Source organism: Nocardia sp. NPDC019395, from assembly GCF_040632335.1.
Lineage (GTDB): Bacteria > Actinomycetota > Actinomycetes > Mycobacteriales > Mycobacteriaceae > Nocardia.
Window position 1 is genome coordinate 98245 of the sequence record NZ_JBEYBT010000017.1, and the last position, 22054, is coordinate 120298.

Annotated in this window: 5 protein-coding genes; all 5 read right to left on the reverse strand. The window is 69.9% G+C overall.

Going from position 1 to position 22054, the window contains the following annotated elements; genetic code table 11:
• Window positions 1–122: 122 nt before the first annotated feature.
• The 5 genes from ABZ827_RS26545 to ABZ827_RS26565 all read right to left on the reverse strand — a co-directional run bounded on the left by ABZ827_RS26545 (window position 123) and on the right by ABZ827_RS26565 (window position 21364).
• Window positions 123–1145 (reverse strand): alpha/beta hydrolase family protein, encoded by a 1023-nt coding sequence (locus ABZ827_RS26545; RefSeq protein ID WP_357242052.1) that lies wholly within the window; start codon window positions 1143–1145, stop codon window positions 123–125.
• Window positions 1146–1442: 297 nt separating this feature from the next.
• Complete coding sequence (locus tag ABZ827_RS26550) at window positions 1443–10670, reverse strand: AMP-binding protein (RefSeq protein WP_357242032.1); 9228 nt, start codon at window positions 10668–10670, stop codon at window positions 1443–1445.
• Between the two features lie 321 nt (window positions 10671–10991).
• Entirely contained in the window at window positions 10992–19349 is an 8358-nt protein-coding gene (locus ABZ827_RS26555; RefSeq protein WP_357242035.1) for an amino acid adenylation domain-containing protein, read from the reverse strand.
• A gap of 126 nt (window positions 19350–19475) precedes the next feature.
• Window positions 19476–20459 carry a LuxR C-terminal-related transcriptional regulator gene (locus ABZ827_RS26560; protein WP_357242038.1) on the reverse strand — a complete coding sequence of 328 codons (984 nt, stop codon included), beginning with the start codon at window positions 20457–20459 and terminating at the stop codon, window positions 19476–19478.
• Window positions 20460–20533: 74 nt separating this feature from the next.
• On the reverse strand, window positions 20534–21364 hold the full coding sequence (locus ABZ827_RS26565) for a M23 family metallopeptidase (protein ID WP_357242041.1): 831 nt from the start codon (window positions 21362–21364) through the stop codon (window positions 20534–20536).
• Window positions 21365–22054: the final 690 nt, after the last annotated feature.

Below are 22054 nucleotides of genomic sequence, written 5' to 3' on the forward strand. Positions count from 1 at the left end.
GCCCCCGCCCTGCTGGCATCCCCAACGGTGTTGGCGGGTGTGTGGGGGGGCGTTACCCCCCCCAAAATTTGTGGGCGGCCCGTCCCGCGCCCCGCCCCGCCACTCATTACGGTAGTGCTACCTCACAGCTGCATGCCGCGGGCGAGCACCGGCCACGAAGCCCGGAACTCGTCTTCCCAGTAGCCCCAGGAATGGGTACCGGAATCGCGGAAGTTGAAGGTGGCTGGGATGCCCAGGGAGTCGAGGCGGGTCTTCAGGTTGTGGGTACAGAAGTTGGTACCCGCTTCGATGACGCCGCCGACGATGACCTGGTTGGCCAGACCGTAAGCACCGGGGAGGGTGTGCGGGCCGTTCAGGGTGTCCCACTTGCCGGGCAGTCCGTTACCGGTCGATACGTAGAGGTCCAGACCGCGCAGGCCTTCGGCGTTCACGTACGGATCGTTCTCGACCCACGCCGGCGAACCCTTCGGGCCCCACATGTTGTCGGTATTGCCGCCGCCCCACACGTTGACGGTGAGACCCACGAACTCCGAACCGACCGGGTCGCTGGTCTGCGCGCAACCGCTGTACGCCGCGGCCGCCTTGTACAGCCCGGGCTTCGCGATCGGAAGCGCCAATACGGTGGTTCCGGAGGTCGACAGGCCGGAGATCGCGTTCAGGCCGTTGGTGCCGAGCGCGCCGTCGACCAGCGGCGGGAGTTCCTCGGTGAAGAACGTCTTCCACTTGTTGCGGCCGAGCGCCGGATCGTCCTTGATCCAGTCCGTGTAGTAGCTCCAGCTACCACCGATGGGCTGGATGACGTTCACGTTCTTATCGGACAGGAAGTCGAGAGTATTGGTCTGGGCCTGCCACGACGCCGAATCCTCACCACCGCCGGCACCGTTGAGCAGGTACAGCGCGGGCCGGGGCACCGAGGTGTCGGCCGGACGCTGGACATCGACGACGATATCTTTGTCCATCGCCGTGGAGTGCACGTACAAGCGCAGGTTGCGGTCGTCTTTGTACTCGGCCTTGACGATGCGCGACCCGTTGGGTGAGGTGGGGTCGGCGAGCAAGGTCTTGGACTCGATGATCGGGTCGGCCGCGGCCGTGCTACCGCCGAGGCCCGTCATCATTCCGGCGAGCACCGCTGTGGCCGCGACCATCGCCGCGGCACGACTTCCGCCCCGCCGGCTGAGTCGACGTATCAATTTCGCACCTTCGCTTCGTCTCGAATCTTCATTCGGGCTCTCTCCACACACCGACAGGCTCCTGGACCCGAACGCCTCACAGCCACCGGGCACGAGTGGGCCGCCCCGGAGGTTCCGTCGCCTGTGTAGTCGTGCCGCGTGGACATATCGTTACCGCAGCGTTGCCCGAAGGTCTCGTCCCGGCCTCGCATGCTGTGCCGATTCAGCACGCAGAATAACGGATGTGGTGGCGCCGAACAGCGCCGGTCGCGCTCAATCATGCCCGCCGCGGCGTGCCCCGACCGTCAGCGACCCGCCGTGACGCTCGACTCGGCCCAGGTATTCGAGGACACCGTCGCGGCGCCGGACGATATCACCGGTGCGGTACAGCCGGCCGCCACCGGCCGAGGCGACGAACCGTCCGGCGGTCGATCCGGGCGCGTCGTAGTATCCGCGGGCCAGCTGTGGTCCGCCGATATACATCTCACCGGCCGAGCCCGGCGGTACCGGGCGCAACCGTTCGTCGAGCAGATACACCCGATCGTTGGTGACCGGCCGCCCGCCGACGGACCCCACCGTGATGACACCGGTCTCGTTGTGTCCGTACCAGATAACCAGCTCGGCGCCGGGCAACAGGGCCATGAACCGCTCCACCCCACCCGGCGGCAGGGCGGCGCCGTCCACGACCACCCGCCGCAGACTCGGATGCGCGGCCCGGCCACCACCGTCGGATACCGAATCCAGGAAACGCTCCAGCAGCGCCGGTACGACGTGCACGATCGTCACTTTGTGAGCGGCGATCGAGCGCGACAGGTCGGCGGCCCGTCCCGGGTGGTCGGGCATCAGGATCTGCGCGCCGCTGTGCAGCGGCCGGAACAGCTCCCACAGGGTGATATCGCCGATCGTGGGCGCCGCGTGCAATACCAGGTCATCCGAGTCGTACGGATGGCTGCGCTGGGCCCGGCGCAGCCGTTCGACCAGCTGGCGGTGGGTGCCGGCAACGCCGGCGTCGGTCTCCGGGAGGTAACGGATATCGGCGATATCGTCGGCGGATACAACCGGGTCGGCGGCCGGATCGGTCGGCAGGTCCAGGTAGAGCAGGTCGATCGCCACGACCGGGATACCGGTACCGGTTGTCACACCGTCGTCGGAGATGCTCAGTACACAGATCGGCGCGGCCGAGGCCAGTACTCCGTCGAGTTCGCCGGCCGGGCGGCCCGGATCCACGGGTACGTACGCACCGCCGGCGCGCAGTACCGCACAGACGGCGACCACAAGATCGATTCCGGGGCGCATCGCCACCGCGACCGGGGTCTGGGCACCGACACCGAACCGGATCAGCTCCACCGACAGGGCGCGGGACTTCCGGTCCAGTTCGGCATAGCTGAGCAATCGCGCGCCCTGCCGGACCGCCGGAACCGCCGGGGTGCGCTCCACCTGATCGTCGAACAGCGACAGCAGGGTGCCGGCGTCGTCACGCGACCCGATATCGAGGATCGGCGACAGATACGCGGTGGTCTCCACATCGGTGACCGGACGCAGGAAAGTGGTCGGCTCCGGATCGGCGGTGCTGTCCGGCTCCGCCTCGCGGATCGGTTCCGGCCGCGATTCGGAGTTTCCCGGGGCGGGTTCGGCGGATTCCGAAGCCATCCGCGGTTCCGGCGCGGGCTCGGGCCGCCGCTGCGGCAGCGGAGGCGCTACGGCGGCCGGTTCCGAAGCGGCCGGCCGACGCTGCGGTAGCGGCGCCGGCGGTGCCTCCGGCGTATGCCGCAACGGCTCCGGCTGTTCGGCGGAAAGCGGGCGGCGCTGCGGCAGCACACTCGGAACGGCTTCCCGAGGCGCCTCCGAATCCTGCTCGCCCCCGGCCGGAGCGGACTCGGCGGGCGGAACCGGCGACCGTTGCGGCAAGCCCGGACCATCCGGCCCGGAAGCGTCGGAGGCGGGATCGCCGAAGGAGCCAGGCGATGGCGAATCACCCGGGTACCCGCGCCGCCGCGGCAGCTCGCTCGGGGCAGACGCGGCCGCATCGAGCTGCTGATCCCGGCCGTTCGGCGGCTCGGCGACCCGGGGGCGACGCTGCGGCAGCCCCGGAACACCCGCGCCGGAGATTCCGGGAACAGGCTCCGCGGGAGATTCGGCCGATCGGTGGCCGTCCTCGGACCGAGGCTGTCGCCGCGGCAGCCCGCCCGGACCGGATGCGGTTGCCTCGCGACCCTGATCCCAGGTGTCCGCCGGCCGCTCGGTGGCTTCCGGACGGCGCCGCGGCAACTTCGCGCCTGCCGAAGCGGAACCGCCGGGAACGTGGTCGGCGTGAGATTCCGGCGATCGGTCACCGTTCTCGGACCCGGCCCGCCGCTGCGGAAGACCGGTGGCGGCGGGGCCGGCCGCTTCCGGACTCGGGCCCGGCTGCTCGGTCGCCCGCGTCCGACGTTGCGGCAGTCCCGGAATATCCGGGCCGGACCGCTGCGCATCGGTGACCGGCCGCAGCAACGAGGTTTTCTCCGCGTCCGAGAGCGAGAAATCCGCCGGGTTCGGCGGATCGCCGAGCGTCTCCGGACCGGACAACGGATCCCGGCCGGGCAACTCCTGGGCGGCCGGAGGCGTTCGATCCACCGGCGCTTCGGGTTCGGACGGGCGCCGATCGGGCAGCGGCCCCGGATCGGACGGCGACCATGTTGTCTCGCGACCGGCCGGCGGGCCCGAGTCCGGCCGCGGTGCGGGCTCGGCAACCTGCCGCGGACCGGGGTGCGGATCCGCGGCGGCCGATGCTCCGCTCTCGGAAGCGGGCACCGGCTCCGGCGTGGCCCTCGGACGGAGGCCGTGTTCGGCGAGGCCGCCCAGCGCGCGAACCCAGTGCTCGGCGAAGGTTTTCACGTCTTCGCCGACGAAAACCCCGGTCGCGTAGTCGAAGCGGCACAGCAGGCCCTCGTCGGTGACGTCGACCGTAAGCGACAGCGGTACACCGTCGGCGGGGCCGTCGGTGTGTACACGGGCGGGGCGTAGATCGCGATAACGCAGCGTGAACCGGCCCGAGTCGGCGGCGGCGAATTCGGCCGAGGTCTCGGCGTTCAGGTAGCGCAGCAGCGCGTACCCGGCACCCTCACCGGGTACCGAACGCACGAGATCACGGATCTGGGTGAGCGCGACACCCGCCGCCGGACCGCCGACCAAGGCGTCGTCGGTATCGAGATCGGCTATCTGCACCGACAGCGGGTATTCGGTGGCGAATCCGCCGACCACGTTGTCCCCGCGACCCACCAGGGTGCGGGCGTCGGCATCGCAGCGCACCAGCGATCCCAGTGCCGCAGCCACCGCTCCGTGCCGGCCGGTGCGCATCGCTATCGCGACGGCCGTCAGCAGTACCTCGGGCACGGTGGCCGCATAGGCGTCGGCCGCGACCGTCACCGCCGAGGTGCCTTCGGCGGTGATGGCCAGCGATACGCGGCGGCGAGGCCGGAGATCGACCGCGCCCATGGGTGCCGCGGTCCGGGCGCTCGCCAGGTTCCGGCGCCACCAGCCCGCCTCGTCCAGGAGGTCGATGGACCGGGCACGCTGGTCCAGTGCCTGCACGAGCTGCGGCAGCCGGGATTCCGGTACCGCGGGGGTGGTGTCACCGGCGATCAGCTCGTCGACCAGGACGCGCCAGGACCGGTCGTCGACCACGAGTCCGTTCGCCACGACCACGAGCCGCCGAGCGGATTCGGATCCGGTGACCACGAAATGGATATTGCGGCCGGTCGCCGGATCGAGGGCGTCGGCGGCCGCCTGCACCACATCGTCGGTGGCCACGGTGTTCTCGCCGGTTTCGGGGCCGAGCCACCAGTACTGCCGGCTGCCCCGCTGGTCGCGGGGCGGTATCCACAGTGTGGGGTTCTGGTCACTGCTGTCGAGGCGGGCCGACAACATCGGATGCCTGCCAACCAGTGCCCGCACCACCGCTTCGGTCCGATCCAGCGGCTGATCGGCGGGCAGATCCAGTACGACCGACCGGACCTCTACCCCGGGCAGCGGATTGCCGAGCAGCCGGATCGCGGTGGGTGTCGCGGGTAGCTCGCCGGAGACTTCGGCGCCGCTCGATGTCTCGCTGTCGGCGGCGGCCTGCGGCGGTGCCGGGTCTTCCGAGGACACCGCTTCGGCCTCCGTATGAGGGGCCCGCGCTTCCGCGAGGGAAACGCCCGCGTGATCACGGTCGTCCGCATCACCGGCCAACTCGGTATCACCGTCGTGGTCACCGGTACCGGTGACCGCCGCGAGATCCTCCGGCGCCCGTTCCGGGGCGGGTGGGAGCACCGGCACCTCGTCGGGATCCGGCAGCAGGGAGCGGTCGGGTTCGCCGGCGGTGTCCACCGGAATACGCTCGACCACCTGGTACGCCGCCGGTACCAGCGACGCCGGTAGCAGCCCGGCGAGCGCCGCACGGACGCGGCCGAGGTCCGGATCGTCCGCGTCCTGTCCGGGCACCAGATAAGCGACCAACCGGCCCCCCGGTGTGGTCGGATCGACTCCCTCGGTGGAGGTTCGCGGCAGTACGGCGGCCGCGGCGATATCCGGCAGGGTTTCCAGGAGCGCCGCGATCGCATCCGGCCGGATGCGATGCCCGCGGAACCGGAGTTGGCCGTCGGACCGGCCCAGCAGGTCCAGACGCTGCGGTGTGCTGGCGGTGGCATCGCGCCACAGCACCAGATCACCGGTGCGATACATCCGCTGGCCGTATCCGAAGGGGTTGGCCACGAACCGGTCCGCGGTCAGCGCCGACCGGCGCACGTAGCCACGGGACAACTGATCACCGGCGATATACAGCTCACCGGGCACCCCCGGTGGCACCGGCCGCAGCCGCGAGTCCAGCACGTACACCCGGGTATTCCACTGCGGCAGGCCGATCGGCACCGACCGTTCCGCCGATCCCGCGGCCGGCCAGGAGGTCGCCGAGACCGCGGTCTCGCAGGTCCCGTACAGGTTGTGCACCCGGGCACCGCACCGGGTACGCAGGGCGGTAACGGTATCCGGCGACAGCGGTTCCCCCGTCACGAAGATCTCGCGCAGACTCGTGACACGGCCGGGTTCGACCAGGTCGGCGAAGGCTGCCAGCTGGGCCGGGCCGAAATCGGTGACCGTCACTCCGTGCGCGGTAATCGTTTCGACGACCTGCCGGGCATCACCGGATACGGCGGGATCGGCCAGCACCAACTGGGCACCGGCACGTAGCGGCAGGAAGAAACCCCACAGCGAGGTATCGGACGTCGCCGCATTGCGCTGCAGGTACACATCGGTGAATCCCAGCGGATTCTGGGCGAGCATCAGGGCGATCTGGTTGTTGAGAGCGGCGTGCGAGAGTACCGCCAGTTCGGGCCCGTCCGCGCCGGCCGACGCACACAGCACCCAGGCCGGGTTATCCGGCAGCACCGGACGGATCAGTTCCTCGGCGCGCACCGGTTCGGCGGAATACCGCGCGAGATCTCCGGTATCGGCGACGAGCACGGGAGCGGACTGCCCGGTCACCCGCAGCGCCGCGGCCAGCCGGGTCTCATCCTCCCGTTCGACCAGCAGGCAGGCCGGGACAACGGTATCGATGAGCTGCGCGTTCCACTGCACCGGATCGTCCGGGTCCAGCGGCAGGTAGACCCCGCCCGCGGTGAGCACCGCATAGATCGCCACCACCAGATCGGGCGAGCAGCGCAGGGCCACACCCACCGGCGTTTCCGCGCCTACACCAGCCTCGATGAGCCTGCGCGCCAACTGGTTGACCCGGGCGTCGAATTCCTGATAGGTCAGCTCGGATGCCGGACCTGCCACGACGACGGTATCGGGCCGGATCGCGACGGTGCGGCGATAGCCGTCCAACAGCAGTTCCGGCGCGACCGGATAGCGGGTGTCGTTCCACACCACCAGCAGCCGGTCCAGGTCGGCGCGCGACAGCAGGTCGATATCGCCGACCGGCCCGTCCGGGTCGCCGCCGGCGACGGTGAGCACCCGCTGGAACCGGCGCGCGACTTCCGCGACGGCGACTCCGCCGATGCGGTCCGCGGCGAAATACAACGCGGCCGCGATACCGTCCGGGGAACCGTCGGGCGCCCGGTGCGGATCGATGACGAGCCGCAGACCGGCCCCCGCCGCCGAGCCGGCGACCTCGACCGGCTCGGTCGCCAGGCTCGGCATTTCCAAACGTGGAATATCGTTGTGCCGCAGTGCGATCGACACGTCGAACAACGGACCGTCGACGCCGAGCGCCGCAGTCAGCAGTTCGAACGGCAGGTCCGCGTTGGCGAAGGCACGGCGATCCGATTCCGCGACCCGCTGTACCAATTCGAAGAAGGATTCGGCCGGGTCGATACGGGTACGCAGGACCACGGTGTTGGCGTAGGGCCCGATCGCGTCATCGAGTTCACGTTCGTCGCCGCCACGTACCGAACTGCCCAGCACGATATCGGTGACACCCGACGAACGCGCCAGCAGTACAGCGAAGGCCGTACGCAGCACGATGAACTCGGAGGTACCGGCGCGTTGGGCGATCTCCGCGATGCGGCGGTGGGTCCGGGTACCGATATCGAATGTGTGCGCACCCTCCCCGGTGGCGCCCGGGGGTACCGCCCCCGCGAACTCCGGCCGCGGGGGTAGTCCGGCCAGGTGGTCACGCCAGTACGCGAGCCGCTGGGCGGCGAGCGAATCCGGGTCGGCGATATCGCCGAGCTCGGCCCGGCGCCCCAGGAAATAGTCGAGGTACTGGATGGGCAACGGCTGCCACAGCGGCCGCGAGCGATTGCGCCGGCCGAGGAACGCCCGCAACAGGTCCCGCAGCAGTAGTCCGGCCGAGACATCGTCGGCGAGAATACGGTGGACCACCACCGCGACGACGTGTTCCCGCGGACCCAATTCGGCCAGCGCGAACCGGACCGGCACCTGTTCCGGGTCGGCGGCGTCGAAATCGGTCTGCGACAGCGTATGGAGCCAGCCGGCCAGTTCGGTCGCGGACACCGGTTCGGCGACCACTTCGGGTACGGCGAGTTCCCGGTCCAGCAGCACCTGATGCGGTGCCCCGCCGGATGCCGGGTAGACGGTACGCAGTGTTTCGTGCCGGTCGACCACATCGGCGACCGCGGCCTGCATGGCCGCGCCGTCCAGGGTCCCGGTCAGGCTCATCGCCGCGGTGATCGTCTCGGCGGCCGTATCGGGCGCGGTCTGGTTGCGCTCCCAGAGCCGGAGCTGTCCGGGCGACAGCGGAATGGATGCGGGCCGGTCCACCGCGGGTGGCGGCTCGACGGCCGCGGCCCGGGCCGAGCCGGCGGTCGCGAGCGACAGTGGCTCCGGGGCAGCGGGTCCATCGCCGAAACCGTATCCACCGGCGCGGCTCGGCAACTGCGGTTCCACCGGATGTAGCACGGGTGCCTGGTCCGGCGTGTTGAGCAGCGGCTGGGCCGGAACGACCGGGGCACTGCGCTCGGACGGCCGGTACGGGTCCACTTCCGCGGACTGCGGATTCTCGAAGAACGCTGTGGCATCGGCGGGGATCGGCGCCGGCTGCCCGTCCCCGGGGCCGGATAGCCGGCGCCCGCTGTTCAGCCAAGCATCGGAAGCCGAATCCTCCGGCGGTAACGGTGGGCCGGCAGGTCCGGAGGCCGCGCGCCGCGGTGAATCGAAATCCGTACGCTCCGGCGAACCAGCGGCCATGGACCCGAGCGGATCGAAGCTCGGGTGCTCGGGCGTCTCGGTATCGGGCGAATCGAAGTCCGCGCGCTGGGACAGCCCGGGGGCAGAGGGGCCATCCACGGATGCCGGGTCGAGCGAGTTCCCAGCGCCGCGGTGACCGCGACCGGACAGCGTGTGCTGCCGATCCGGCATCTCCAGATAGCCCCGGCCGGGGAGGTCGAGGTCACGCTTTTCCGAGGCGAGCCGACTGTCCTTGTCGTGCAGTTCGTCCAGGGAAGGTCGTCCGGGGGTACTGCGCGGGCCGGGAACCGGCTCGGCCTCGCCGTATCCGTAGCCCGGCCCGGCGCCTGCGCGATCGGGCGTCACGGGATCTGCCGCCGGATCCCGAATCGGCAGGCTCTGTTCGTAATCGGGCAGCTCACCGGCCCGCCACCGGTCCGCTGCACCGCCGGTATCGCGCGGCCCCTCCGCTGATCCTGTGGCGGAACCGGCCGCCGGGATCGGTGCCGGACCAGCATCAGCGGACTGCGCTACCGGCTCACCGGGCCACGAATCCGGCTCGGCGTCACCCCGCGGAAGGGGCTCGTCGCGGTTCGGTCGCGATGGCGCGCCCGGACCGTCGAGCGCGGGTAATGCGACCCGCCCGACATATTCCATATCGCCCTCGGCGGAGCGACGCACCAGATCACCGGTGCGATAGAGCCGGGAACCGTCGTCGGCGAACGGGTCGGCGACCAGCAGTTGCGCCGTCCGGCCCGGCCGGCGGTGATAGCCGCGGGCCAGTTGCGGCCCACCCAGATACAACTCACCCACGCCGCCGTCGGGTACCGGCGCGAGCCGATCGTCCAGCACGCGGGCCGTGACTCCGCGGATCGGTGCGCCGATCGTGCGCGGACCGCCCGGAATCAGTGGGGAGCTGATACTGGTCATCACGGTGGTCTCGGCCGGACCGTAACCCTGGTACAGGGACCGGGCCGAACCGCCGGCGACCGGGATCGCCCAGCGCCCCACCAGTTCGGGCGGGCAGGGCCGGCGTCCGGTGACCACCACACCCAGTTCGTCCAGTCCGGCCGGTTCGATCAACCGCAGCGCGTCCGGGGGCAGATAGGCGTGGGTCGCTCCGGTGCGGCGCAGTAGCGCGGTCAGTTCGTCGGCCTGGGACACCAGCGGCGAGACCACGACCATTGTCGCCGCGCCGCCGAGTGCCAGCAGCAGTTCCAGCACCGACGAATCCGAGGGCATCGGCGCGAAGTTCAGCGTGCGGTCCTCGGGTTCGACCCGGTAGCGGCCCTGCTGTTCGGCACACAGCCCGGAAAGACCGGCCTGGGTCACCACGACACCGTCGGGCGAGGTCTCTCCGTCGCTGACATAACTGACATAGGCCGGGTGGTCGGCACGTAATGGGCGTACCCGATCGGCATAGGTGACGGCGTCGGCGGAGTACTCCTCCAGCGAACGGGCCGTATCCACCGTGTCGACGTGCAGCCATTCGATCTCATCGGGGAGTTCGTTGCGCACCCACGACACCGCCAGGCCGAACACGGCACCGGCATCGACCAGCAGATGCGCGACCCACCCCGGCGGATAAGCGGGATCGATCGGGACGAACCCGGCACCGGTCTTGGCCACCGCCCAGACCGCCAGCACCGCATCCAGCGAACGCGGAATCGCTACGGCGACCAGATCCTCCGGGCCGATACCCCGGGCTATCAGCGCTCGGGCCAGCCGGCTGGACCAGGCGTCGAGATCGGCGTAACCGACCTGCTCCAGCGGGCCGGTGCCGTCGGCGAGAACGAGGGCCACGCCATCGGGATTGGTTTCGACCGCGTTGGCGATCAGCTGCGGCAGCGTGGTCACACGGGGCCGCCGGGTTCGATGCGGCCGGGTCCGGGCTGGCCGCGTCATACCGCCCTCGCCCTCCGGAGGTGGTCACACCGCTGACCGACTACCGCATCCATCTGTCCGCCTCGCCTGCCTATCGCACTTCACCGCCGCGCCTACCGTGGCCGCGGCATGGTAGGCAGCCTGCCACAATGCGCCGGTGCCCGGTATGGCACCCGGCAGGTTACCGCCCCGGCCGCTGTTCGACCATCCAGTGCCGGGATCGGCGGTCGAATCGTCTTCGTCCGCAGCGCCGGCCGTCGCAGGCACCCCCCGGGCCCGGTGGGAGCGGATGGCTCAGCCCAGGAGTGTGGGCAGTTCGAGCACGCAGGGGACCCAGGCCCAGCCCGCCGCGGGTGACGCGTTCTCGTCCACGATGAGCGCGGTGAGATCGACCAGCGATACCGGATCCAGCGCGGCCAGGCCCTCGGTATCGGACCACAGATGAGTGATCCATTCGTCGGCCGGCGTCGCGCTGTGGGTGCGGTCCGGCAGCAGCACGATCGAGGCCCCGGCGGTACCGGCCGCCACGACCTCCAGCACCGCTGCCGGGCTGTCGCACCGGCCGTAACGGTAGGTCCTGGCCTCATAGGTCAGGCCGGCGGTGTTGTGCACCCGGGTCACCGCGGCCGCCAGCTGGTCGTAACCGGCCCGGCGTCCGGTCGCGTCCACCACGACGAGGTCGGCACCCCGTAGCGGCCGGGTCCGATGCATATGGGTGACCGGCCGCGGCGATTGTCCGGCGATCGTATCGGCCACCGCGGGATCGCCGAGCGTCAGCCATTGCACCCCCGGCAGTTCCGGGGCCGCCGCCACGGTCAGCCCCAGCTCCACCACCAGTCCTGCCGCCGCGGCCACCGCGATCGCGTCGGCCGGGACGAGCGCGGCACCAGCTTTGAGCACCGCCCAGGTCGCCACTACTGCGTCGACACCGCGCTCCAGCGCGGTCACCACCCCGGAACCCGGCCCGCACCCCCGCGCGATCAGCGTCCGTGCCAGTTGTGACGAACGCTCGTCCAGTTCCTGGTAGGTCACCGCATCCTCGCCCCATACCACCGCGGGACCCGCCGGGTCGTCTTCCACGGAGGCGCCGAGTGCCTGTGCCAGTGCCGTTCCCGCGGTGGCCACGGGTAGTTGGGCGGGATCGGCGACGGGTGCGGCCGCCGGGTGGTTACCGGCGTCGTCGATCGGGATATCGCCCACCCGAACGCGCGGGTTCGCCGCCACGGCGGTGAGGATCCGGGCCAACCGGCGACCGAAACTCCGCACCGTCTCCTCGTCGAACAGATCGGTGGCGTAGACCAGCGCGACCCGGAGTTCCCCTGGGGCCGCGCCGGTATCGGGTCCGGGATCGATATCGATCCACAGATCGGCGTTCGCCGCGGGCGGGTCCGGAGCCGGGCCGCGCACGGTGAGTCCGGGCAGCTCGAGGGCTATCCGCTCGCCGCTCCGGAACGACAGCAGCACCCCGAACAGTGGGTCGCGCACGATATCTCGCCCGGGCGCCACAACCTCGACGACCCGCTCGAACGGAATATCCGCGTTGGCGAAGGCCGCCAGATCCGTATCCCGGGCCGCGTCCAGCAGTTCGGTGAAGGTCTGTGCCGGTAGAACCGGGGTCCGCAGGAGAACCGTGTTGCCGAACAGGCCGACCAGATCTGCCAGGCCGGGTTCGTCGCGGGCGGCCACCGAGGTGCCTATAGCTATATCGCCGGCGCCGGTGAGGCGGTGCAGCAGTACATTCACCGCGGCGTGCAGCACCATGAACAAGGTGGCGCCGCGGTCGCCGGCCAATGCGTCCAGACCGCGATGTACCTGTGCGTCGACCGTGAAATCGGTTGCGCCACTGCCTGGTGACGGCTGGTCAGGGCGCGGCCGGTCCAGCGGCAGTGCGGGTTCGCTGTCCATGCCGTGTAGTTGATCGCGCCAATATTCCAACTGCTGTGCCGCCACGGAATTCTCGTCGCTGTCCTCGCCGATCACCGCGCGCTGCCAGATCGCATAGTCCGCGTATTGCACCGGCAGCGGCGACCAGCGCGGCGATTCTCCGTTCACGCGGGCCAGATAGGCCGTCATCAGATCACGGGTCAGCGGCGCCGGCGACGCTCCGTCCGCGACGATCCGGTGCATCACCAATACCAGCATGTGCTCGTCGGCGCCGGTGGTGAGCAGCACACCACGGATCGGGGCTGCGCTCTGGATCTCGAAACCTACAGCGCGCAGTTCGTCGATCCGGGCGAGCGCGTCCTCGGTGGTTTCGGTTTCCACTCCGCCGCGCAGCACCTGGGCCACCGGCAGAATCTCCTGGTACGGCGACCCGTCCGGGTCCGCCGGGTAACAGGTGCGCAGAATTTCGTGCCGTTCCAGCACATCCGACAGCGCGTATCGCAGTGCCGAGGTGTCGAGCGCGCCGGCGAGGCCGATGGCCGGCGCGACGTTGTGCGCTGCCTCGGGGTCGGCCCGGTCGAGCAGCCATATCCGGTGCTGGGCCGGCGACAGCGGAATCCGGTCCGGTCGGGGGGCTCGATCCAGTGCGCGACGTTGCCCGGCCGTACCCGCGCCGGGCACCACCCGGGCCGCCAGACCTGCCACGGTCGAGGCGTCGAACAGCGCTTCTACCGTGATATCGGACCCCAGTGCCGTATTGATCCGGTCCGTCGCCCGGGCCGCCACCTGCGAGTTGCCGCCGAGCGCGAAGAAATCGTCGGCAGCACCGACCCGTTCTGTCCCGAGCAGCTCGGCGAATATCTCGGCCACAACAGTTTGCGTCCGGCCGGCCGGGGCCCGGTACGGCATCCGGCTCACAACCGCCGGGTCCGGCAGTGCGGCACGGTCCAGTTTCCCGTTGGGCGTCAACGGCAGCGAGTCGAGCCGGACGACGATATCGGGCACCATATACGCGGGCAGGAACTCCCCGGCCCGTTCGCGCACTCGATCCGCGTCCGGTGCGATGCCTCCATCCGTGGCGGGCACCACGTAACCCACGAGCCTGTCCCCCTCGGCCCCGTCGCCGCGCAGCGCCGCCGCGGCCTGCCCGACCCCGGGATCACGCAGGAGCCCCGCCTCGACTTCGCCGAGCTCTATCCGGAACCCGTGCAATTGCACCTGCTCATCCGCTCGGCCGGCGTATTCGAGGCCGGCCCGGCCGGCGAACCCGGCCCAGCGTCCGATATCCCCCGACCGGTACATCCGCGCCCCCGGCACACCGAAGGGGTCGGCCACGAATCGGGTCGCCGTCAGACCGGGTTCGCCGAGGTAGCCGCGGGCGAGTTGGGCACCCGCCACATAGATTTCACCGGGTACCCCGACCGGTGCCGGCTGTAGCCGGTCGTCGAGGACGAATGCGTCCAGGCCCGGCAGCGCCCGGCCGATCACGCTCGCCGGATGGTCCACCAGTGGTTCGTCCAAGGCCAGGAACGAAACGTGCACGGTGGTTTCGGTGATCCCGTACATATTCACCAGCCACGGCGCCGCGACCCCGTTGCCGGCGGGCGCGCCGTGACGTTCGTACCAGGCCCGCAACCGGCGGAGATCCAGCGCTTCACCGCCGAACACCACATACCGCAGCGACAGCGCGCCGGCCTCGCCCGCGGCCTGCGCCACCCGATCCGCCTCGTCGAGCCGATAGAACGCCGAGGGCGTCTGGTTGAGCACGGTGACCTCTTCGCGAATCAGCAACTCGCGGAACTGTTCCGGTGACCGCGCGACCGCCTGGTCCACCACCACTACCGACCCGCCACTGGCCAGCGCGCACCACAGTTCCCACACCGAGAAGTCGAACGCGAACGAATGGAACAATGTCCACACATCGGTTTCGTCGAATTCGAACAGCAGCTGGGTATTCGCGAACAGCTCCACCACATTGCGGTGCACCACACCCACCGCCTTGGGCGCACCGGCCGAGCCGGAGGTGTAGCCGACATAGGCGAGGTTTCCGGATCGCAGCGGTGCGCGCCGATCCGCGTCGGTGACCGCGGCGGCGGAGTGGTGCGCGGTGTCTTCCACGAGCAGCACCGGCAGGTCACCGGAGGGCACCGCGGACCGCTGCGATCCGATGGTCAGCAGGGCGGCCGGGCGAGCGTCGGACAGGATGAACTCCAGCCGCTGCCGCGGATACATGGTGTCCAGCGGCAGGTACCCCGCGCCGGACAGCAGCACACCGAGCAGCGCGACAGGTAGTTCCCCGGTACGCGGCAACGCGACCGCCACCAGGGTCTCCGGCCCGGCGCCGGCTTCGATCAACCCGCGCGCAATCCGGTTGGCGCGGCCGAGCAACTCCCCGAAGCTCAGCGTGGTCTCACCGAACCGCACGGCCGGGGCCGCCGGACGCAGCCGGGCTTGTGCCTCGATCAGATCGACCAGCGTGACCGCCGGTACCACGGCACCTTCGCTGTTCCATTCGCGTAGTACGAGGTCGCGTTCCCCGGGTGCGAGCAGATCGATATCCCCCACCGTGACGTCCGGATCGGCGGCCACCGCGGTCAGGATCCGCAGCAGCCGGTCGGCGTGATCACCCACGGTCGGCGCGTCGAACAGATCGCGAGCGTAGGTGAAGATGAGCGCGGCCCCGGTATCGGTATCCACCAGATCCACTCGCAGATCCAGTTTTTCCGGAAGCTCATTGGGATCGTGCTCGTCGGACAGCATTACCCGGAAGGGTGACCGGCCGGCCACCGTGCGGACGGTATCGATCAGATAGCCGAGCCGTTCGCTCCCCTCACCGGCGGCTCCGGCCGCCGCACCCACCTCCCGGGCGATGTCCAGCAAGGCCCCGAAACCGCGGGCCGGATCCACCTCGGTATGCAATACAGACAGTCCCGCCGCGGAATCACGGGTCGCGAACGCACCGACCGCGGTTTCCCGGTTTCCCGACAGCCGTGCCAGCAACACAGCCAGCGCCGCCTGCACCACGGTGAAGTCATCCGTACCCCGCTGCGCGGCAACAGTATCGAGCGCGTCGCACAGATCATCGCCCAGTTCCAGGGAAATCTGCCCGCAACGCCCGGACGGGGAGGCCGGTCGCGGCCGGTCCGCGGGCAACTCACCGTGGCCGGAGAGCCAGCCGGGCGCGCGCCACCAGCCGGGGTCCGGTACCGGCGCCGGCGTGGGCACCGCCAGCAGTTGCCCCACGAGCGCACGCAGCAGTCCGGATACCGCCCGCGCGGAGGTTTCGGCGACGATATCGCGGCGGTACCCCAACCGCATCCGCAATCGATCTCCCGATTCCACCACCAGCGTCACCGGGTAGTGGGCAAAGGTCCGCGAGTTGGGGTCCTCGATCTCGTCGCCGTCGGCACCGGCGTCCGCCGAGCGCGAGTCCACCGCGGCCATCGGATACGGCTCGTACGCGAACACGGTGTCGAAGAGCCTCGGGTGCGGGATACCGGCCGGTCCCGAACGGTGCCGTTCGTGCAGGCCGGTCTGCTCGGCCTGGATGCGGATGAGTAGATCCCGCACGGTCCAGCCGGGCTCGAATCGGACCCGCACCGGCATGGTGCCGGCGGGCGGGCCGGCCACCCCGTCGGCCGCATCCGATTCCGGCAGGCGATCCGGTACCACGGCGCCGAACACGATATCCGTGCGCCCGGTCAGGCTGGCCAGCAGCAGCGCCCACAGTGCCTGCGCCACGGTGGCGACCGTGACACCGGCGTCGGCCGCGTACGCCGCCATCGCGGCCGTCTCGTCCCGGTCGAATACGAGGTCCAGTTCGCCGGCCCCGGTTTCCGGCTGTTCGGGCGGGGTGAGCACCGCGGCCAGTTCGGTGAGCCGGGCACCGCGCAGCACCTCCGCCGGGTCCGGCCGGCCCGCACGCCAGGTATCGAGTTCGGCCCGACCGTCCCGGACCGGGGGCGGGTCGCCCGGAGTGAGTCCACCCGCCGCGGGGTCGTCCATATGCCGGGCCAGCGCACGCACGACGGCCAGCCAGTCGTCGGCCAATTCACGGACCGCGAACTCGTCGAGGAGACCTGCGGCGTAGGCGAACGACACCGCCATACCGCCACCCGGGAGAGCGACGGCGTCGATATCGATCACCGTCTCCACCGGCATCCCACGATCGAATTCGGTCACCACGCCCAGTTCGCCGATCGGTGACCAGGCGGTATCACCGAGCCGATCGGGCATACCACCGGCCGGGACGGGCCCGCGGCAGCGGAATCCGATCTGGGCCGGGATACCCGCGAGTTCCTCCGCGATCGCACCGGTCGCCGGCAACCGCAGCAGACCGAAACCGACGCCCTGTTCGGGAACGGCGGCGAGTTGCTCCTGGACCGACCGCACCAGCGCGGCGGTTTCCGCACCACCCCGCAACGCCGCGGCGGCATCGATATCGGACAGGTCCAGGGCCACCGGATACGCGGTGGTGAACCGGCCGACGGTACGAGCGATATCGGCCCGGGGCATGACCGCGACAGCACGCCCATCACCTTCCAGCAGGATCCGGGTGACCGCACCGTCCACCCCGCGCCGGACACGCCAGTTCCGGACCGCCAGCGCCAGTGCGGCCAGCAGCGGTTCGCCGGTTCCGGTGCGATACCGGCCCGGCACCCCCGTCAGGACCTTATCGGTGATTCCGGCGGGCACGTCGACCGTGAACCGGCGCACCGTCGCACAGGTATCGGTGGCGGGGTCCGGTGCGCGGGATCCCAGCAGCGGATCGGGGGTGGCCAGAATCTTGCGCCAATAGGCGAGTTCGGTTTCGCGGTCCGGGGCAGTCGCCCCCTCGACCAGGGCATGCGCCCAACGGCGGAAAGAAGTTCCTACAGCGGGCAGTTCGGTGCGTTCCCCGGCAGCCACCTGCGACCAGGCCACCATCAGATCGGAAACGATGGTGCCCCAGGACGCCTGGTCCACCACATAGTTATGCACGGCGAGCAGCAACGTGCCGGGGGCGTCCGGGCAGCGCAGCCAGGTCGCCGCGATCATCCGCCCGCTCAGCGGATCCAGCTGGGCCACCGCGGAATCGGTGGCCGCGGCCGTGATCTCGGCGAGCTCCGCCCGGTCGCTGCCCGCCGGCACCTCGACCTCGGAGATCAGCGCGCCGGCCGCCGGTGCGGATTCGGGCACTTCGAGCCGGTACCGGCCGTCCCCGCCGACCAGCTGTGCCCGCAACATATCGTGCCCGGTCACAACGGCCCGCAGTGTCGCTGCCAGGCCGGCGCGGTCGATTCCCGCCGGCAAGGTCAGTGCCAGGCTCTGCGCGAATCCCGGATACACGCCACTCGCCGAGTACTCGGCGAGCACCGGGGTCAGCGGCACCTCCCCGTTACCGTCCCCGGACAGTTCCGCCGAGCCGATGCTGACCGCCTCGGCGGGCCCCGGCGGCGTTTCGGCCGGCACGACGCTCCCGTGGAAACCGGCTGCCGCCGCCGGGACCCCGGCGCGGCCCAGATATTCGAACTCCGCGCCGTACGGGGTCATGACGCGGCGCACCAGATCCCCTGTTCGATACATCCGAATGCCCGGCAGACCGATATCCGCGCCGAACGGCGCCGCCACGAATCGTTCGGCGGTGCGCGCGAACTGGTTCAGGTAGCCGGAGGCGAGGGCCGGGCCCGCAAGGTAGAGCTCACCCACATCGCCCGCGGGCACCGGACGCAACCGGGCATCGAGCACAAACACCCCGGCCCCGTTCACCGCGGCGCCGAGGGTGATCGGCCCACCCGCCAGTACCGGACCGCTTGCGGTCGCGATGGTCGCGGCCTCGGTGTGGCCGTAGGAAATAACGAGATCGTGTTCGCACCAGCGCCCGGCAAGCGCGGGGCCGGGCACCTCGCCCACGACGGCGACGAGCTCGAGAGCATCCAGCCTCGCCGGGTCCAGCGGTTCCAGCGCTGCCGCAGTGGTGATCAGATGGGTCACTCGCTCGCGGCGAACCAATTCCGCCACGTCCCGGCCGCCGGGCATATCCGCCGGGGCGATCACCAAGGTCGCGCCCGAGGTGAAGGTGAGCAGCAACTCCAGTATCGAGATATCCCGGTGCGGCGCGCTGAGGTGGGCTACCCGGGAATCGCTGGTGATCCCGTAGATCTCGGCCGCCGCCGCGACAACCGCGGCCGGCGCGCCGTGCGGAATCACCACGCCCCTGAGTTCGCCGGTGGGATCCCGTGTGTACACGATGTATGCGGGATGCCCCTCGTCGAGTATCCGGACCCGGTCGGTGTAGGAGATGGGGTGCCGGGACCGCCGGGCGATCCGGTCGGACTGCACCGGATCGTCGAGTTCGATCCAGTAGAGACCCCGGCCGAGCGCGCCCCGGAACTTCGAGGTCGTCAGTCCGAACGCTGCCCCGGAATCAGTGGCGATATGGTCGATCCGCTCGGCCGGGGCGCCGGGATCGATCGCAACGTATGCGGCTCCGGTTTTGGCGACGGCCCATACCGCGAGCACCGATGCCGGGCTGCGCGCGATCCCGATCGCCACCACATCGCCCGGCCCGATACCGCGTTCGATCAGTTCCCGAGCCAATTGTGAAGACGCCCCGTCGATTTCCCGGTAGGTCATTTCCCGCTGATCCGCCGGATCACCCGTCGGGTTGTACCGAAGCGCTACCTCGTCCGCGGCCGATTCGACCGCCGAGGTCAGCAGTTGGCCGATAGGTGGATTACCCGAGCGGCGCCGGCGACTGCCACGAGAAAAACGGCGGGCAGTTTCCATTCGAGTGCATTCACCTCTCGCATCGCACCAGAACCCGGCCCCGCGTGCCTATCTGGTGGCGCGCCGTGTCGACCGGGCCGAGCACGGTCCGGCCATCATATCGACAGCACTCGATAAGCGGTCAGTTCACAGCCAGCCGCGACGTATCGCCTGTACCCCGGCCTGGAACCGGGTGCTGGCGCCGAGCCGCTCGAGCAGCCGGGCTGTCCGGCGGACCACCGTGCGTCGCGACATCCCGAGCCGGCGCGCGATCGTATCGTCGGTCGCACCCATACTCATCATGGTGAGGATGGCACGATCGCGTTCGTCGAGTTCGTCGGCGGCGGGTTGTACCGAGATCGGGGCGGAAAGCGTCCACAGGACATCGAAACTGCGGATCAGCAGGTCCAATAACGGCGACCCGCTGATTCGCAGGGCCATCGGATCGGGCCGGCGTTCGTCGGTGTGCAGTACCAGGCTGGCGCGCTCGTCATCCGCGACGATGAGTTTGAACGGCGGATCGGGCAGGGTCCGGGCCTGCGCGCCACGGGCATTGGTTGCCAGCGTATGCCGCAACCTGTCCGCGTCCTGATAGATCGTGTCCTGGTAGAGGATCCGGTACCGTACGCCTTCGGCCATCCGGGCCTGTTTCAGGTCGGTGATCCGGGTATCGCGCTCGGCATCGCTGATATGCGGGCTGCGATCCACCATTTTCACGCCGGTCCCGGCGCCCGCGTGCAAGGCCTCGAAATCGGCCAGCAGTTCGGCGCGTTCGAACACGGGCACCACCGCACCGTTCCAGCCCTGCGCACGCCGCACCGACCGGAAGGTTTCGCTGAGCCGCGCCGCGGCGGCGTGCATGGTGCTGATCTGCTGGCGGCGCCGCCGGGCTTCGGCCTCCGACAGCGATTCCGGTGCGTGCGCGTCCCAGCGCGGGGTGCCGTCGGAATCGACCAGGCGGAGCACCGCACGCAACCCGCACAGTTCGTCCAGTGCCGATTCGACGGCGGCTTCTGGCATTCCGGTGTGGCGCGCGATATCGACGACTCCGGACCGCGGCCGATGCACGAGGGCCGCGTAGACGCGGCCGTGGATCGAATCGGGTTCGAAGATTTCAGCCAGTTCGGTCATGCCGGGAGGTTGTAGGTCTCCTTGCAGACCCGTGGGGCTGCTGAGGATCGGGCGGTCGAGTGAGCTCGAGGAACTCAGTGCGAGGGTCCCCACTCCAGCGGCACCCCCTTCGAGATCATCCAGTTCATCGGATCGACCTTGTTACCGTTCTGGTCCCAGATCTCCAGGTGCAGATGCGGACCGGTGGAATTGCCGCGGTTACCGACGGTGGCGATGACATCACCGGCCTTCACCCGCTGCCCCTGCGTGACATACATATCGTTCACATGACCGTAGACGCCCGTGGTGCCGTCGTCGTGCAGAACCCGGACCCACAGCCCGAAGCCGGACGCGGGCCCGGCCTCGATCACCGTACCGTCGGCGACCGATTTGATAGGCGCGCCGAGCGTATCGGCGAAATCGATCCCGTGATGCGTGGTGCCCCAGCGACTGCCGTAACCGGAACTCACCGCCCCGGCCACCGGCCGCACGACCGGCGCTGGAGCGAACTGCTGGTGCAGTTGTTTCAGAGTCTGCTCGGCATGGGCCAGCGGTGCCGCGACCTCCGGCGGCAGATTGTTCAGACCGAAGGGCGCCGCCACGGGCGCCGGTGCCGGCGCCGCGATCTCGGCGGCCTGGACCGGCGCCGGACTCGGCGCGGCGACAGGCGCCGCCTCGGCCATCTGCTCGGCGGGCTGTACGGCTTGCGGGGCCGGCGGCGCGGGTTCGGCTTCGACAGCGTCCTCACCACCACCGGGCAGTAGGGGCGAGGCGTAGGCAATGGCCGGAGCGATCTGCGAGGCGGTACCGATAACCGCGCCCGCGGCGACAGCGGCCCCAGCGGCGGCCCGGATCTTCTCGGCAGCGGTGGCGGCGGCACGGTGGCGGCGCCGGCTGACCTGAACCTCGTCACCGATAAGGCTCATAACGGTGATGGATCTGGGGCCTAGTCGATGATGCGCCATTGTCCGTCCTCGCTATCCGGTCACATATTCACGAACGCCGCGTGCGAATCCAGACCCGAGCCCGGTAAACGTAACGTTTGAGCATCCGTTGTGACGGTAACTCTACCGCCCCGTGACCATATCGCAACCTTTTCACCAAACCCACCGGTCACAGCCCCGTCCCGAGAATGTGAAACGGTTACGATCACGCTATCTTCGCACACCCCGACCGCGAAATCGCCGGCCCGAGCCCCCTCAGCAGTCACACCTCCGCCCGCCTCACCCCCAACACACCGCAGCCCATGCGCCGCAGCCACGAGTCCCGACCGCTGAAAACCAAGACCCAAAGAGAACCGAACCCAGACACCGCAGTAGCCCCAAAAAACACAGCACAACCGCGGTAGCCGACCCCAACACCCCCACCGACCCCCGTCGCCCCTGGGCGCGTTTGATCCCCCACGACCCGTCTGTGCACAAACAACCCACCCCGTTCCTGCCGTCGCCCCCGGGCGCGCGTTTGATCCCCCACCACCCGTCAGTCCACATGCAAACCACCCCATTTCCCCGCATGCGACCAGTCCACCTTGGTGGTTCGGGGCCCGTCTCGTTCTGGAGCGACCAGAGGAAGGGAGCGCAGCGACCGACCGGCGGGAGTGAAGAACGAGACCAAGG